This window comes from Cytobacillus kochii (assembly GCF_020171845.1).
Classification (GTDB): Bacteria; Bacillota; Bacilli; order Bacillales; family Cytobacillaceae; genus Cytobacillus; species Cytobacillus kochii.
On sequence record NZ_JAIVAM010000004.1, the window covers coordinates 212,317 to 228,230 of the forward strand.

Genomic DNA, 15,914 nt, shown 5'->3' on the forward strand with positions numbered 1-15,914 from the left:
GCTATAATGGTTGTAATACTGAAACGTTTTAATTGAAGAAAGAGTCAAAATTATAAATGAACGATTGAAAGAGGGCTAGTAAATAGGGATTGGCATGAAAGAGAGTGGAATTTATCAGCTGAAAGATTCCACCATGATTCAACCTATTGAACCTGCCTCTTTAGTCTGGTGAAAACCATCAGCGGTGATTGAGACGTTAACTCATGAAAGTGGAATGTTTAAAAGAAAGCATTCAATTAAGGTGGTACCGCGAAACCTAACTCGTCCTTATGTATTAAGGCTTGAGTTAGGTTTTTTATTTTTTAAAAAACTAGACTGAGACATCACTACATGGGTGTTCGTGCTCTTAAAAGGAATGAATCATATGGGGAAGAAAAGAATGATCGTTAAAATTGGCAGCAGTTCATTAACGAATGAAAGGGGGGAAATTGACCGCTATAAATTTACCGATCATATATTAGCACTTGCAAAAATACAGAAAATGGGCCATGAAGTGATTGTCGTATCCTCGGGAGCAGTAGCAGCAGGTTTTAGAAAACTAGGTTATTCTTCCCGTCCCATTACATTAAAAGGGAAACAAGCTGCGGCTGCTATCGGTCAAGGATTATTAATTCAAAGTTACATGGAAGCCTTATTAAAATTTGACACCTTGGCAGCGCAAATTTTACTGACTCGATCCGACTTTAACAATCAAGTGCGCTTTAGAAATGCGTACGATACGATTATGGAACTGTTAGATCGTAAAGTCATACCGATTATTAACGAAAATGACACTGTTTCTATTGAGGAATTGACTTTCGGGGATAATGATATGTTATCAGCACTCGTTAGCGGGCTTGTTCATGCTGATTTACTTGTGATTTTAACAGATATTAATGGCTTATATGATAAAAACCCGTTTAAGTATCCAAATGCCAGCCGAATTGACTTCTTAAATGAAATTACTGATGTGCAAATGAAAGCGACAGATGGTGCGGGCTCTAAAGTTGGAACTGGCGGCATGTACTCAAAGTTGAATGCTGCTAAAACAGCTATGGAATTAAACGTCCCGGTTTTTATCGGTACTGGTAAAGGTGAAGACAAACTTATAAGCATCCTTAATGGAAATGGAGACGGTACATATCTTTCTAATCAGCAAATGAAAAATATTAATACAAAACGGCAATGGATTGCCCTTCATTCGACGGTCAAAGGAAAAATCTATGTGGATAAAGGAGCCGAAAAAGCACTTGTACATGGTGGTGGAAGTCTATTATCACCTGGAATTGTTAAAATTGATGGAAGTTTTCTTTCGGGTGAGGTTGTTGAAGTGAGGTTTGAAAATCAACTAATTGCTAGGGGAGAAGTAAGTTGTTCTAGTCAATATCTCACGCAAACATCACATGAGAAAAAACGAATTAAAGAAGTGATTCATCGTGATAAATTAGTTTTAGAATCGAATAGGAGTGAAGGGAAATGACAAGTGAAGTATATGAAAAAGGTAAATTAGCAAAAAAAGCGAGCTATCGTTTAAGTGGCGCTACGACAGCGGAAAAAAATCAAGCATTAAACGCCATTGCCAATCAATTAATAGAAGATCAAGAGGAAATCCGTTTAGCCAATGAAAAAGATATAAGGATGGCGCGTGGCCACATGAGTGACAGTATGATTGATCGTCTTATGTTAGATGAGTCTAGAATAAGAGCAATGGCACAAGCGGTCACTGATATCGCACAACTTGACGATCCTATACATCGTGTATTGCAGACAATAAAAAAAGAAAATGGCCTACTTATTCAACAAAAGTCAGTCCCACTTGGTGTTATAGGTATGATTTACGAGGCAAGACCTAACGTAACCATTGATGCTGCTTCACTAGCTTTAAAGACAAATAATTGTGTAATTTTACGAGGGAGTAAAACGGCTCTACATAGTAATCGTGCGCTTGTCCAAACTGTTCATCGCGCATTACAATCGACGGAGCTACCAATTGATAGTGTCTTATTAATTGAAGATACGAGTAGAGAAGCTGCCAAAGAATTATTTCATCTTCATACATTTCTCGATGTGCTTATCCCCAGAGGTGGCAAAGGATTGATTGATACTGTTGTACGTGAGGCATCCGTGCCGGTTATTGAAACAGGTGCAGGTAATTGCCATATGTATATTGATGAGTTTGCGGAATTAGAAATGGCGAAGAAAGTAGTATTAAATGCGAAGAAACAAAGACCTTCTGTTTGCAATAGTATCGAATCTCTTTTGATTCATACTCATTGGTTGGAAAAATACGGGGGAGAATTTTTAGCTTACATGGAGAACGAGGGAATTGAAATGGTTGGAGATCAATATGTGAAAGACTTTCTTCCTCACATCGAATTAGCCACTACAGAAGATTTTCACAGTGAGTTTCTATGCTTAAAAATGAGCGTTAAAACAGTTGCCTCTGTTGAAGACGCCATTACTCATATTCGTCAGTATGGGACAAAGCATTCAGAAGCAATTATAACGGAAAATAATAGTCGAGCAGAAACCTTTATGAATCATGTAGATGCTGCTGCTGTTTATCATAATGCTTCAACAAGATTTACAGATGGATTTGAATTTGGTTTTGGCGCTGAGATTGGCATTAGCACACAAAAAATGCATGTGCGTGGACCAATGGGATTAAAAGCACTAACATCAAGTAAATATTTTATTGAAGGTAATGGACAAATAAGAGAATAATTGTTAGCTAAAAGTTAAAGGAATTTTGCTAGCGTTAGAGAAGTATAAATGAATAAGATGATATTCTTCTGAAAAGGTGTGACTTATATATGGAAACTATTCCTAAGCCAGCGGCGACAGTCTTATTAATCAATCCACAAGGACAAGTATATATGACGAAACGCCCAGCAACAATGAAATTTCTTGCTGGGCATTATGTTTTTCCTGGTGGCGCAGTGGATGAGAAAGACTCGCTGCTATCTAATAGATTAATTGCTCCAACAGATCAGGAAAATATCCCTTTAGCTTATTATGTTGCTGCCGCAAGAGAAGTCTATGAAGAAATTGGAGTTTTCCTTGGTTGTGATAGAACAGGAGAGCCGCTCTCATTTCAAAAAGAAGAAAGTTTGAACGATAGGAAAAGGCTCTTAAAAAAGGAAATAAGTTTTATCGAGTTATTAAAAGAAAAAGAAGCCGCGCTTGATTGTCGCTGCTTCACATATATCGGCCATAAAACGACACCAGCAAAAAGTCCAATACGTTTTGATACACGTTTCTTTATTACACGTCTCCCAAAACGGCAACAACCAATTCCTGATCCTTATGAAGTTGCAGAAGCCAGGTGGATTTATCCAAAAGATGCTTTGCATGCTTATGAGAAGGGTGAAATTAAACTCATAAACCCGACTATCCGTTCACTTGAAAAAGCAATTTGTTGGTTAGATGCAACTTCATGAATAACTTGAGTAAGCATTTCTGTTCTGTATAACCTTTCTTTCTTCTATCAACTTAATTAAATGAGCTTCTGTTGTTTTTTCTGCTACTACTTTGTTTGAAGGGTGAATATGACCAGCGTATATCTTATTCGTAATTTCGTGTAATAACAGGGGCTCATTCTCTTTTAAAATATGTAAAATTTGTTCTTCTCTCTGCATTCTTCTATTCAGTACATAATCAATATGTTCGTATGGATTATTAATCCAATCGCCATGACCAGGACCAACCATTGTTAAGGATAATGATTTTATTTTTTCTAATGTGATGAAATAATCTTTCATATTCCCATCGGGTGTACCAATCCAAGAAGTTCCCTTTTCTATTAAATTATCGCCTGCCAGTAAAATCTTCTTAGAAGGTAAATAAAAGCTTAAATGACCTGAAGAATGCCCTGGGAGATGTAATGCTATCAGAGATTCATCGCCTATAGATATTTCTTCGTGATTTGAAAGGTAATGGAGGTTATCAATTTGAACATTCCTTCTGATTTCGGACTCCTCAAGTGGATGAGCAAATATAGGTATTTGCCAATCAAGAAGTTGTTTCACTCCAGGTGAATGATCTTTATGTCCATGGGTGAGAAGAATCGCTTTCGGAATGGGAAGCTCATGTTTTTTTAGTGCTGTATGTAGTGTTTCTCTTGTAATGGGTTGATTATAACCAGTGTCAATGATTAGAGTTTCCTCTTTATTACCGATGATGTAGCTATTTGTTGTTGTATATGGCCAAAGAGTGGGAGTAGGAATAGGTATACGTAATACACTAATATCTGATTTCATTATGTCCACCTTTTATAAATAATTTGAATATTATGAATATTTTTTAGCTATTGATACTTACTTTAAAACTATGCTATGATACATAGGTATGGCTATTTGTTATTATTGTATAAAAGTATCCAATATAATAATAACAAAAATATTGAGATGTGTCAACTAATTTTTTATCGAGGAGTGATTCTATGCAAGAGCGACAAGAAGAGCAAAAAAGGGTAGATAGAATAATACATGAAGTGAATAAGAAGCAAGTCGCTTATATAGAAAATCGCGACCACGTACAGAAGGATGTAAAACAATTAAAAACAGGATTTTGGGATGATGTGACAGTCAACCTAGAGGAAATGGACGATGTGATTGAGACATTTCAAAGTGTAAAGCAGCAAGCAGAATTATTAGGGGAAAGAGAACGGCGAATGGGAATGCTCGATCAATATGTCAACATATTGTCGAAACAAAAAGACTCGCCCTATTTTGGCAGAATTGATTTTAGGGAAGATGGGGAAGAAAAGGAATCCATATATATTGGTGTTGCCTCATTAATGGATGAAAATGATGAGCAGTTTCTTATTTATGATTGGCGGTCACCTGTTGCGAGTATGTATTACGATTACACACCTGGAAAAGCAAAGTATGACACCCCATATGAAACAATTATGGGAGAAATGTTATTAAAGCGTCAATTTATTATAAAAAAGGGGAATATTGAAGGGTTATTTGATACGGGTTTAACGATTGGTGATACTGTGCTGCAGGAAGTGTTAGGTGGACACGCAAATGCACAGATGAAAAGTATTGTTGCTACGATTCAGAAGCAACAAAATGCAATTATTCGCAATGTGAAAGACGATTTAATTATTGTTCAAGGAGTGGCAGGTAGTGGGAAAACATCAGCAGCATTACAAAGAATCGCTTACCTTCTATATCATTATAGGAAATCATTACATGCGGAAAATATAATTCTTTTCTCGCCAAACCCGCTATTTAATAGTTATGTTTCTCAAGTGTTACCAGAATTGGGTGAGAAAAATATGAAGCAGGATACTTTTTGGCACTTCATTCAAAGTAAGTTTGATGCAAAGCTTACGATAGAAACACCGCTTGATCAATTAGAATTTCTTCTTCAAGAAAATGATTCAAGTGAAAAAAGAGTCCAGGAAATTGAATATAAGTCCTCTTTATCCTATCAATCTTCTATGGACCAATATATTAGCCATTTATTAATAGAAGGGATGATTTTCCGTGATCTCACCTTTCATAATGAAAAATGGCTGACTGTCGATGAAATCGGTGAGAAGTTTTATTCTTATGAAAGTAATATCTCAATCGCGAACAGACTGCAACTTATACAAGAATGGAGCCTTTCTATTATAAAGAAAAAGGAGAAAGCAGAACGGAAGAAGGCTTGGGTTGAGAATGAAGTAGAATTACTTGATAAAGAAGATTATTTACAAGCATATAAAAAGGCACAGCAAATAGATGATGATGGCTTTATGCAACCAGAAGTTGAGCAAGCGTATTTGATGAAAATGGTTGTGAAAAGGAGACTTAAGCCACTTCGGAAACAAATCAAATCTTTCTATTTTGTTGATATACTTGCAATGTACGATGAGTTTTTACGTACAAGTAACAAAGATGATTCGGGATTAGAGGCAATTGTATCTGGTGATATGTTGTATGAAGATGTGGTTCCTTATTTATATTTAAAACAACAATTATTAAAGGAAGATGGTCATACGTCTGTACGTCATATTTTTATTGACGAAGCACAGGATTATTCACCCTTTCACTTTGCCTATTTAAAAGAGTTATTCCCGCATAGTAAGTGGACGTTATTGGGAGATGTGAATCAAACTATCCACTATCACGCTGACAATCAGTCTGTCCTTTTTAGTAATGAAAAAGCAACAATCTATCAATTAAGACAAAGTTATCGTTCAACGAAAGAGATTACGACATTTACATCAAGTCTGCTTTTAAATAATGAAGATATTATTCCTTTTAACCGAAGTGGCGAAAAGCCCATTATCAAAAATGTGGATGAGAAAGAAGCGCTAACGATACTCATAGATGTCGTTCGTCGATCCGTCTCGCTAGGTCATGAAACCATTGCGATCATTGCTAGGAGTGCGAGTCAGAGTGAGGAGTGGTACCGTCAATTATTGCCTCATCTTAACAATGTGAACCTTATCCATCAAAAAACAACGGAATTTCAAAAAGGAATTACCATTATTCCATCTTATTTAGCAAAGGGGATTGAATTTGATGCTGTTGTTATCCCCGATGGTGAACAGTATAAAAAAGAGAGGGACCGCTTTTTATTCTATACTGTGTGTACGCGGGCAATGCATCAATTAGTCATCTTGCAAAAATCACAAACGAATCCGTTTATTAATGGAGCAGATGTGCACACATATGAATATATATTGTAATGATTGTTTTAGGTATGTAGGATATTATTCGTATCTTGCATACTTTTTTTTATATCTTTTGATGTGTTTTTACATATTAAAGGAGGAAAAGGGGATTTCTTGCATAACCCTTTTAAGGGAGCAATTTTTGCTTTCAACCTGAATAGAGGGAGGAATGTGAAGTGAAAAAAATGGTCGCTTGTATTGCCATCGTCACACTATTTATGTTAACAACCTCTCAAGCATTTGCTGCTAAAACGATTACGCCTCAAGGAAAGCTTAAGCCACCAGGGGAAGTATTCACGCCGGGAGAGTGGTTTCTCGGAAGTGTACCACCGAATTTAGATACAAGTAAACCCCCGATTGTCTTTGTTCAAGGAAAAAATGGTAGTTCAACTAGTTGGTATGAAGAAACGGAATATCATGGTGTAAATGATATGTATACAAAAGCGTATGAATCTGGTTATCAAACTGTGTTTGTACAATTGCATGATGCAGCAGGAGAAGGTTCGGCAAGCCAATTGGATAACGGTGAACTTCTCGCTTCGATGCTTGCTGATATTTCCGCACATTTCCAAGGGAGAAAATTAAATATTGTCGCTCACAGTAAAGGTGGACCAGATACACAAGCGGCGCTCATTCATTATGGTGCACACGCATATGTCGGTCGAGTCATTACATTAGGTTCCCCGCATCATGGTTCCCATTTGGCCGACCTTGCTTATAGTTGGTGGGCAGGGTGGTTAGGTACGTTATTAGGGCAAAAGGATGATGGGACATTTTCTTTACAGGTAGGTGAAATGGCTCACTTTCGCTCAATAACTGATCACCATTCTCATGCAACGAAAAATAAGTATTACACTGTTTCCGGGACAAATAAGGGGCCGTCAATGTCCGCTTTATGGATGGGTGGCCAATACTTATCCTCTGAAGGTGAAAATGATGGTTTAGTTAACGATTGGAGTACAAGGTTACCATATGGTACACATCTCTTTAATGACACCTCTCTTGATCATGATAAAATTCGTATGGGCTCCGCTGTATTTTCTAGAATTGAACCATATTTGCGTTCATCATCTGTAACCGGATTGACAACGGATGATGTAAAAAGTAGCGATACATTAATGTCTAAAGATATTTCCTCCTATACCCACGGTGGCGAATGGCAAGGGTATGCCTCTTATAATCAATCCTTTCATGTGGATGAACAACTTAAAAACATACAAATCTGGACATCAACGAAGGATGTTAAAGTTAAATTAATTTCGCCAACTGGGAAAGAGTATCAAAGTTACACTTCATCACCTAAAAGTGCAGAAATATTTAATGGGGCAGCAGCACATAGTTTTACTGGCATTATATCTGAAACAGGTCGTTGGCAAGTGCAACTAACATCTAGCAAGAAGGATAATGCCTATGTTTTAAATGTTACCCATGAAGGGAAAAATAATCTAGAACTAAAGATGAATCCACTTTTCTCAAAGGATCCAGTTGCTTTCTCCCTACAATCAAACAACAATATACAATCTATCACAATGAATACGAAATTAGTGGATAAGAACGGCAATACAGTAGTGGCACCTTTAAATGTACAAAACACTTCGCGTAATGGGTCAATTGGACAATTTAATGCTAAGTTAAGTAGTGGTGTTTATAATATGACTATTGATATAAAAGGTAAAACACTTCAAGGGGCCCCTTATGAAAGAACAGTTATTCGCTCGTTTTATGTACAATAGTAGAGTTTCATTTATCGTTTGATCGGTGTGTGAGGTGCTGATACTGGCATCTCTTTTTCTTTTTAACTAAAATAAAGGCAAGTCAATTGAAATAGATGGGGTGAGATGTGAATGAAGTTTATAAATAAAACAGTTATTGTCACTGGTGCAGGAAATGGCATTGGTCAAGGGGTTGCACTCGCATATAAACGGGAAGGTGCCAACGTAGTAGTGGCTGATTGGGATGATTCGAACTTTGCTGCGCTTGAAGCAAAGGGGCTTGATTGCCTTCAGATAAATGTCCAAGAAGAAGCAGACATTCAACGATTATTAGAACAAACGATCGAGAAATATGGACAAGTAGATATTCTCATTAATAATGCTGGTGTATCTGTCTTTAAACCTTTGTTCGAATTAACATTAGATGAATGGGATCGTGTCATCAATACAAATGTAAGAAGTGTATTTCTAGCCACGAAAGAAGCGGCAAAATATATGAAAAATAACGAATCGGGTGGAGCCGTTGTGAATATGGCTTCTACTCGTTCGATGATGTCTGAGGTCAATTCAGAAGCCTATGCCGCTTCAAAAGGTGGCATAGTTAGTTTAACTCATGCATTAGCTCTTTCCCTAGCTGATTATCACATTACGGTTAATTGTATTTCGCCAGGGTGGATTGTGACGAATGAGAAGGCGGAACTGCGAGAAGTAGATCATCATCAGCACCCTTCAAGGAGAGTCGGGACGGTAGCTGATGTAGCTAAAGCTTGTCTTTACTTAACAGATCCGGAAAATAACTTTGTGAACGGAGAGAATATTACTGTAGATGGTGGTATGACGAAGAAAATGATATATGAAGAATAAATAAATGATAAAAAGCAAGGTTCCCCTAGTAAGAGTAAAGGAACCTTGCTTGTTTATATTTCTATTTCATTGCGTCTGACCACTCTTCTACATTCCACACTTTTGTGACCCAATCTTCGTAAAAGTCGGGTTCATGGCAAACGAGGACAATGGTGCCTTTATATGCTTTTAAGGCTCTTTTTAATTCTTCTTTCGCCGTAATATCTAAATGATTTGTTGGTTCGTCAAACAGTAGCCAATTGCTTTCGTTCATCATTAACTTGCAAAGACGTACTTTCGCTTGTTCTCCCCCACTTAGTTGGTTCATTGGTCTTGAAATATGTTCATTTTTTAGCCCGCATTTAGCGAGAGCTGCACGAACCTGATGCTGATCCATCGCCGGGAACTCGTTCCATACATCATCTATGGGTGTAATTTGCTCGCCTTTCACTTCCTGTTCGAAATAGGAAGGGTAGAGGAAGTCACCTCTTTCAATTTTCCCGCTAATCGCTGGGATTTTTCCAAGCATCGTTTTTAAGAGGGTAGATTTTCCGACACCGTTACATCCAACAATGGCAATGCGATCCCCTTTTTCAATCGTAATTGACATTTTTGGCAATAGGGCATGTGTATAACCAATTTCAAAATTCTCGCCTTCAAACACATAACGGCTACTAGCCCTCGACTCTTTAAATTCGAAAGTAGGTTTAGCGGCAGTTTCAGGACGATCAATTCTCTCCATCCGGTTTAATTGCTTTTGCCTACTTTTTGCACGACCTGTTGTTGAATATCTCGCCTTGTTTTTTGCGATAAAATCTTCTTGTTTCTTGATGAATTCTTGTTGCTTTTCATATGCGTGGATATGTTGATTTTTATTGATTTCTGCCAGTTCTAAGAATTTTTCATAACTAGCCGTATAGCGAGTAAGTTTAGAGAATTCTAGATGAAAAATAACATTTGAGACTCCGTTCATAAATTCAGTATCATGCGAGATTAAAATGAATGCATACGGATATTCTTTTAAATAGTGGGATAACCAGTCTATATGTTCAACATCTAAATAGTTTGTTGGTTCATCTAAGAGTAAAACTTGAGGTTGCTCAAGCAATAGTTTAGCAAGTAAGACTTTTGTTCTTTGCCCCCCGCTAAGTGCTGCGACATCTCTATCCAAACCTATTGCATCTAATCCCAACCCTCTTGCGGCATCGTCTATTTTTAAATCGATTGAATAAAATCCGCCTGCTTCTAGTGTATCTTGAATTTCACCCATTTTCTCAAGCAAAACTTCTAATTCTTCTGGTGTGGCATCTGCCATCTTCGCTGTGACTTCATTTAATTCTTCTTCTTTTTTATATAATGGTAGAAAGGCATCTCTTAATGCATCGCGCATCGTTTTTCCAGGGGTTAAAACAGTATGTTGATCCAGATACCCATATTGTACATTAGGTGTCCATTCCACTTTGCCCCCATCGTGAATAAGCTGCCCTGTAATAATATTCATTAAAGTAGATTTACCTACCCCGTTTGCTCCAACTAACCCTACGTGATCTTCTGCTAATAAACGAAAAGACACGTCCTTAAATAATGTTCGATCGCCAAAAGTATGACTAAGATGATCAACTGTAAGTAAACTCATTTTGTAATCCTCATTTCTTCATAATCATTTAATAATCATACTAGATTTCTCGATGTTTAACTAGGGGAGAGGCGATATTTATCTATAAAAGAAAAATTCCTTATGAGGAATGGATGGTGGTATAATATGGTTTAAATACATATAAAAGGGGGATTGTTATGCAATTAACGATCCATGCAAAAGGAGAAGACGCGAATATCCTTTCTTTCTTATTGGCGAAACACCCTGAACGTCTTTATGAAAAAGAACATAAAGGGCATAAAGTACGTCTCTTTTATCAAACCTTTACTCCCAATGAGGTGAAAGTAACGATATACGTCGTTTTGGATGCTATAAGTTTAGTAAGGGATAGTGGAGAGAAATTAGATATTACACATTATATTAATGACCGTGAATTTGCAGTTAGTAGTTTGTTTTTATCACTCATACGCTCTTCTCTTGCGACAGCCCTAAATGGCTTACCTAAGGAAGAATATTTACCATATGTACGGCAGGTATTTCAATTTTCTTATTCATTTGGTCCAGTAAATACAGACCTTTCTGTAGAGAATCTTCGGGAGTTGTTTTCACCGCTTGGATTTACCTTATCTGTGCAAACTGAAACGAAAAACAGTCCTCTTTATGTAACTGTTACAGGTGAGACAACGTTACAAAAGGGGTTAAGGCAGTTATTTATTCTCATTCCAGTTATTGATAATTATAAGCACTATTTTATTGATGAAAAAGAGGCGGAAAAGCTTCAGCGGTTCGGAGAAGGTTGGCTAGATGATCATCCTCAAAAAGAATGGATTTATAAACGTGCCTTAAAGTATAAAGGGCTGTTAGACGACCATATAACCGAACACATAAAGGTTGAAAAGGAAAAGAAGCAAAAAGGACTAAACCAACTACGTTATGAAAAGATAATCGAAATCATTCAATCTAAACCTCATCTTAGAAAGATAATAGATATGGGGAGTGGAGAAGGAAAGCTTAGTACTAGATTAGGCTTTTTACCAAATGTGAGTGAAATAATCGCAGTTGAACCAAGTGAACGAGAAACGTTAAAGGCGAAAAAAAGATATGCAAAAGCTGCCGAAAATCCGGGCTTCTTAATGCCAATGCAAAAATGGGGTTCGGTATTTTATTATGATGATGGACTAAAGAATAAAGACGTCTTTATTTTATGTGAAGTGATCGAACATATTGCCGAGGAAAAATTGCATACGGCCATGCAACTGATTTTTCAAGAGTATAAGCCTGCAGTTTGTATTATTACAACACCGAATAAAGAATATAATACACTTTATCAACTTGGGGAATCCATGCGTCATTATGATCATCGCTTTGAATGGACAAGAGCAGAATTACTAGCATGGGTTGAGAAGATGACTGATATGTATGCTTATAAAGCTAGCATTTCTAGTATAGGTGAGGTAGATCATAAACGAGGTTCACCGACTCAGATAGTCGTATTTGAAAAAGAGGTGATGGTATGAGGAGGAGAATCACACTTCCTAACGCTGGTGTCGTTTTACTTGTTGGGCCTTCTGGTAGCGGTAAAACAACATTATTGCAGAACTTGGTCGATAGCGGACAAATAAAAGACTCAGAAATTTTAAGTTCAGATAAATATAGAAAAATAGTTGCAGATCAAGAGTACAACTCAGTTGAAAGCACTGATAATAAGATGGCGCAAATCTTATTTGAACAGTATCAAAGGATTTCTAAAGAGGCATTTGAACTGCTAGAATTGACCCTAGAAGCAAGATGTCGCTTAAATAAATGTAGTTTCATTGATGCGACTAATATAAATAGTGATGATCGTAAAAAATTGATTTCCATTGCACATCGCCATCATTTACCAATAAGCGCAATTGTGCTAGATATCGATTTAGATACATTATTAATGAGAGATAACGAACGAGTATTCCCAAGGGGCTCAAAGCGCATTAAACAACAAATGAAAAGGTTCCAATATCATAAGCGTTATTTAAAGACAGAAGGTTATCATCAACTTCATATGATAAAAGAATTGAATCACTCTGTTGAAATAGAACGAATGGATGAAGTTCCTCCTATTGATGTGGGAGCAGGAATTGATATCATTGGTGATATTCATGGTTGTTATACTGAGCTATTACATTTATTAGAGAAGTTAGGATATGAAGAAAATGAACAAGGGCTCTATACTCATCCCCTTGGGAGGAAGTTTTTATCATTAGGAGATATTATGAGTCGGGGACCGCGCTCTTTAGAAACGCTTTTATTTTTTAAAAATCATGTTAATAATAACTTAGCTTATATGATTGATAGTAATCATGGTTGGAAAATCTACAGATGGTTAAAAGGAAATCAAGTTACTTTACAACATGGTGACGAACTGACAGCTAAAGAAATCAATCAATGGTTAGCTACCTATTCAGAAGAAGAGCAAAAGCGCCTGAAGGATGAGTTCATTCAGTTTTTAGGAGATGCTCCGGCACATTATATAATCGAGGATAAAGGCGTGCCGATGCTTGTATGCACACATGCAGGGATTAAAGATGAGTATATAGGCAAGAAATCCCAACAAATATCGGATTATTGTCGATACGGTGAATCATCAAGTCGCATGAAAGATGGTATTCCCATTAGAGATGAATGGTATCATCATCATACAGGTCATATGACCATTATATGGGGGCATGATCCGAGACCATATCCGACTACTATCAACTCTACGATTAATATTGATCAAGGTGTAGTATTTGGAGGGAAATTAACAGCCTATCGATATCCCGAGAAGTCATTTGTCGCAGTTGATGCCCTCAAAAATTATAACGGTGTAGAGCATAACCCAATAATAGAATGGAAGAGCAAAAGATTGCTACCCCCAAATATACAAGCGCTTATTGAAGGTTTCCGCATACAAATGGAAGAATTCGAAGATGTAAGTGTGAAAGGTAAGTATGTAAAACCAGTCATTGGCTCGTTATCTACAGCCGATACCCATTTTGGTCAACTGGTTTATCTCCCTCCAACTATGAGCCCTGTTCCTATTCCGAGTCAGTTGCCAGATTATTTAGAACATCCAATAGAGGCTTTTAAATATTATCAGGATAATGGTGTTAATCAACTGATTGTTGAGAAAAAGCATATGGGTTCACGGGGGATTTTACTCATCTTTAAGAATGAGGAAGTAGCGTTAAACTATACTGGGATTAGTAATTTAGGTGCGATATATTCAAGAAGTGGGAAGCGCTTTTTTAAGAAGGATATAGAAGAGCGAATATTAACGGTTATCCAATCTAGTTTAAAGGAAAATGACTATTTTGGTAAGTACGAAACTGACTTTGTATTACTGGATTGTGAGATCATGCCATGGAATTTAAAGGCACAAGATTTAATCAATAAACAATATGAACTTGTAGCTGAAAGTGCGATCTTAGATCGAAAAATCTTGGATCAAGCACTAAATGAATCAATGGTTGAGAACCAGTGGTTAAAGGAAAATGAGGAAAAGTTAGAACGTGCAGAAAGTTTTCAAAAAGTGTATGAAAAGTATTGCTGGGAAGTTTCTGACATAGATCGCATTGTGATTGCTCCATTTCATATCTTAGCACATAGTGGAAGAGTATATCACGAAAATCCCCATACATGGCATATGACTCATGTAGAAGAACTATCCAATATATGTAGTATTTTTAGACGTACTGAATATTTACTTATTGAAGATGAATCGGATTGGAAGCAAGTAATTAATTGGTGGAAAGAAATAACAGAAGAAGGGCATGAAGGAATGGTTGTTAAACCTAACCAGTTTACCGTATGGGAAAAAGGGAAGCTGTTACAACCAGCTTTAAAGGTAAGGGGAAGAAAGTATTTACAAATCATATATGGCATCGATTATTTAGAAGAGAAGTACTTAGAGCGGTTGAAGAAAAGAAACACGAAACGTAAACAAAAACTAGCGTTGCAAGAATTTTCCTTAGGGATAGAGGCGTTAAACCGCTTTGTAAAGCAAGAAGAAATAGGTCGAATTCATGAATGTATTGTCGCTATACTTGCCCTCGAAGGAGATGAAGTCGACCCGAGATTATAGTCGTCATAGAGAAAAGTCATCTATATATGATGGCTTTTTTATGATGGAATTTTATCTTTCATAATCTTATTACCACAAGCGCAAATTGTACTATGCTTTAACTTAATTAATTTTGTTTTACATACTGGGCAAATTTTATCTTCTTTTTTCATCGGAATCATCCTTTCTCTATGCATTCTTGGCATTTCCCATACACTTCCATATTGTGATTATTGACGGAAAAACCTGTAAGATTAGCTACCATTTCTTCAATTTCTGTAAGTTCCGGATAGTTAATATCTGCAATTTTTCCACATGATTCACAGATAACGTGATAATGATTGGACTGACTAAATTCAAAGCGACTTAATCCATTGCCATAAGGTAGCTCATTAATGATTCCTAATTCAACAAATAGTTTTAAGTTATTGTAAATGGTAGCGAGACTAATGATGGGGATTCTTTTTTGAATGTCTTCAGCTGTTGGATGTCCATTCATGTCAATCAGTGTCGTTAAAATTTGTATTCTTTGTGGTGTAACCCTTAAATTTTTTTCTTTTAATAAGGGAATTAAGCTTTCTATTTGGTCTTTGTTCATGCTATAACCCTCATTTATAATGATGTAATTGTAGAGAATGCCTTTAAGTAGAACTTAAAGGCAAATGAGAAAAAGTGAAAAATAACGAAATATGAGAATGACTAACATATTAACGATATATATTAATAATAACACTTCTCATTCGAAAATCAATACTTTTTTATAATAATTATAAATAAGGACTGTGTATAAATATAGTTTCGACATTACCTGTAATATATCCTCGTTGAGTGTGTAATAATTTTAGTTTTTTTAATCACCAATATACTAATATGTTACATGTCATGAATGTGTGAAAGAATATTGAAGACGGAAGGGGATTATCAATTACACTTTGAATGGGGATTCTAGTTGATAAAAGAGTTCGAATTTTGTACAAATATAAAATCCGTAATGTCCCTAAAACATTAGCGTTTTTTGGAACATTACGG

The 15,914-nt window shown here is 36.4% G+C and carries 11 protein-coding genes; 8 read left to right on the plus strand and 3 right to left on the minus strand.

Going from position 1 to position 15,914, the window contains the following annotated elements; translation table 11 throughout:
• Positions 1–364: 364 nt before the first annotated feature.
• From proB to LCM23_RS07560, 3 genes are all read left to right on the plus strand, one after another.
• A complete protein-coding gene (gene proB, locus LCM23_RS07550) occupies positions 365–1,459 on the plus strand; it encodes a glutamate 5-kinase (protein WP_224936388.1) in 1,095 nt (364 codons plus the stop codon).
• A complete protein-coding gene (locus LCM23_RS07555; RefSeq protein ID WP_224936389.1) occupies positions 1,456–2,703 on the plus strand; it encodes a glutamate-5-semialdehyde dehydrogenase in 1,248 nt (415 codons plus the stop codon). Before proB ends, LCM23_RS07555 begins: the two co-directional genes overlap by 4 nt.
• Positions 2,704–2,792: 89 nt before the next feature.
• The gene (locus LCM23_RS07560; RefSeq protein WP_224936390.1) at positions 2,793–3,419 is read left to right on the plus strand and encodes an NUDIX hydrolase; all 627 of its coding nucleotides are present in this window, start codon (positions 2,793–2,795) and stop codon (positions 3,417–3,419) included.
• Here the strand turns inward: LCM23_RS07560 and LCM23_RS07565 are convergent.
• Positions 3,414–4,238, minus strand: a complete 825-nt coding sequence (locus LCM23_RS07565; RefSeq protein WP_224936391.1) for an MBL fold metallo-hydrolase — start codon at positions 4,236–4,238, stop codon at positions 3,414–3,416. The genes LCM23_RS07560 and LCM23_RS07565 overlap by 6 nt on opposite strands.
• A 182-nt stretch (positions 4,239–4,420) precedes the next feature.
• On the opposite strand from LCM23_RS07565, the gene helD reads away from it, so the two are divergent.
• The 3 genes from helD (at position 4,421) to LCM23_RS07580 (ending at position 9,228) form a co-directional block, all read left to right on the plus strand.
• Positions 4,421–6,667, plus strand: a complete 2,247-nt coding sequence (gene helD / locus LCM23_RS07570) for an RNA polymerase recycling motor HelD (protein WP_224936392.1) — start codon at positions 4,421–4,423, stop codon at positions 6,665–6,667.
• 170 nt (positions 6,668–6,837) lie between these two features.
• Positions 6,838–8,385: an esterase/lipase family protein gene (locus tag LCM23_RS07575; RefSeq protein ID WP_224936648.1), complete on the plus strand. Its 1,548-nt coding sequence runs from the start codon at positions 6,838–6,840 to the stop codon at positions 8,383–8,385.
• A gap of 111 nt (positions 8,386–8,496) precedes the next feature.
• Positions 8,497–9,228 (plus strand): SDR family NAD(P)-dependent oxidoreductase, encoded by a 732-nt coding sequence (locus tag LCM23_RS07580; RefSeq protein WP_224936393.1) that lies wholly within the window; start codon positions 8,497–8,499, stop codon positions 9,226–9,228.
• Between the two features lie 61 nt (positions 9,229–9,289).
• Here the strand turns inward: LCM23_RS07580 and LCM23_RS07585 are convergent, their stop codons facing one another.
• The gene (locus LCM23_RS07585) at positions 9,290–10,843 is read right to left on the minus strand and encodes an ABC-F family ATP-binding cassette domain-containing protein (protein ID WP_224936394.1); all 1,554 of its coding nucleotides are present in this window, start codon (positions 10,841–10,843) and stop codon (positions 9,290–9,292) included.
• 158 nt (positions 10,844–11,001) lie between these two features.
• Here LCM23_RS07585 and LCM23_RS07590 point away from each other — a divergent pair, with 158 nt between their 5' ends.
• Entirely contained in the window at positions 11,002–12,321 is a 1,320-nt protein-coding gene (locus LCM23_RS07590) for a 3' terminal RNA ribose 2'-O-methyltransferase Hen1 (protein ID WP_224936395.1), read from the plus strand.
• Positions 12,318–14,906 (plus strand): AAA family ATPase, encoded by a 2,589-nt coding sequence (locus LCM23_RS07595; RefSeq protein WP_224936396.1) that lies wholly within the window; start codon positions 12,318–12,320, stop codon positions 14,904–14,906. Before LCM23_RS07590 ends, LCM23_RS07595 begins: the two co-directional genes overlap by 4 nt.
• A gap of 157 nt (positions 14,907–15,063) precedes the next feature.
• Here the strand turns inward: LCM23_RS07595 and LCM23_RS07600 are convergent, their stop codons facing one another.
• Positions 15,064–15,483: a Fur family transcriptional regulator gene (locus tag LCM23_RS07600; RefSeq protein WP_191811732.1), complete on the minus strand. Its 420-nt coding sequence runs from the start codon at positions 15,481–15,483 to the stop codon at positions 15,064–15,066.
• Positions 15,484–15,914: the final 431 nt, after the last annotated feature.

Bases quoted from the DNA above. Each gene is read 5' to 3' on its own strand.
- LCM23_RS07555 (WP_224936389.1), top strand. From the start codon at position 1,456: ATGACAAGTGAAGTATATGAAAAAGGTAAATTAGCAAAAAAAGCGAGC.
- proB (WP_224936388.1), top strand. From the start codon at position 365: ATGGGGAAGAAAAGAATGATCGTTAAAATTGGCAGCAGTTCATTAACG.
- LCM23_RS07600 (WP_191811732.1), bottom strand. From the start codon at position 15,483: ATGAACAAAGACCAAATAGAAAGCTTAATTCCCTTATTAAAAGAAAAA.
- LCM23_RS07585 (WP_224936394.1), bottom strand. From the start codon at position 10,843: ATGAGTTTACTTACAGTTGATCATCTTAGTCATACTTTTGGCGATCGA.
- LCM23_RS07575 (WP_224936648.1), top strand. From the start codon at position 6,838: ATGGTCGCTTGTATTGCCATCGTCACACTATTTATGTTAACAACCTCT.
- LCM23_RS07590 (WP_224936395.1), top strand. From the start codon at position 11,002: ATGCAATTAACGATCCATGCAAAAGGAGAAGACGCGAATATCCTTTCT.
- LCM23_RS07560 (WP_224936390.1), top strand. From the start codon at position 2,793: ATGGAAACTATTCCTAAGCCAGCGGCGACAGTCTTATTAATCAATCCA.
- LCM23_RS07580 (WP_224936393.1), top strand. From the start codon at position 8,497: ATGAAGTTTATAAATAAAACAGTTATTGTCACTGGTGCAGGAAATGGC.
- LCM23_RS07565 (WP_224936391.1), bottom strand. From the start codon at position 4,238: ATGAAATCAGATATTAGTGTATTACGTATACCTATTCCTACTCCCACT.
- helD (WP_224936392.1), top strand. From the start codon at position 4,421: ATGCAAGAGCGACAAGAAGAGCAAAAAAGGGTAGATAGAATAATACAT.
- LCM23_RS07595 (WP_224936396.1), top strand. From the start codon at position 12,318: ATGAGGAGGAGAATCACACTTCCTAACGCTGGTGTCGTTTTACTTGTT.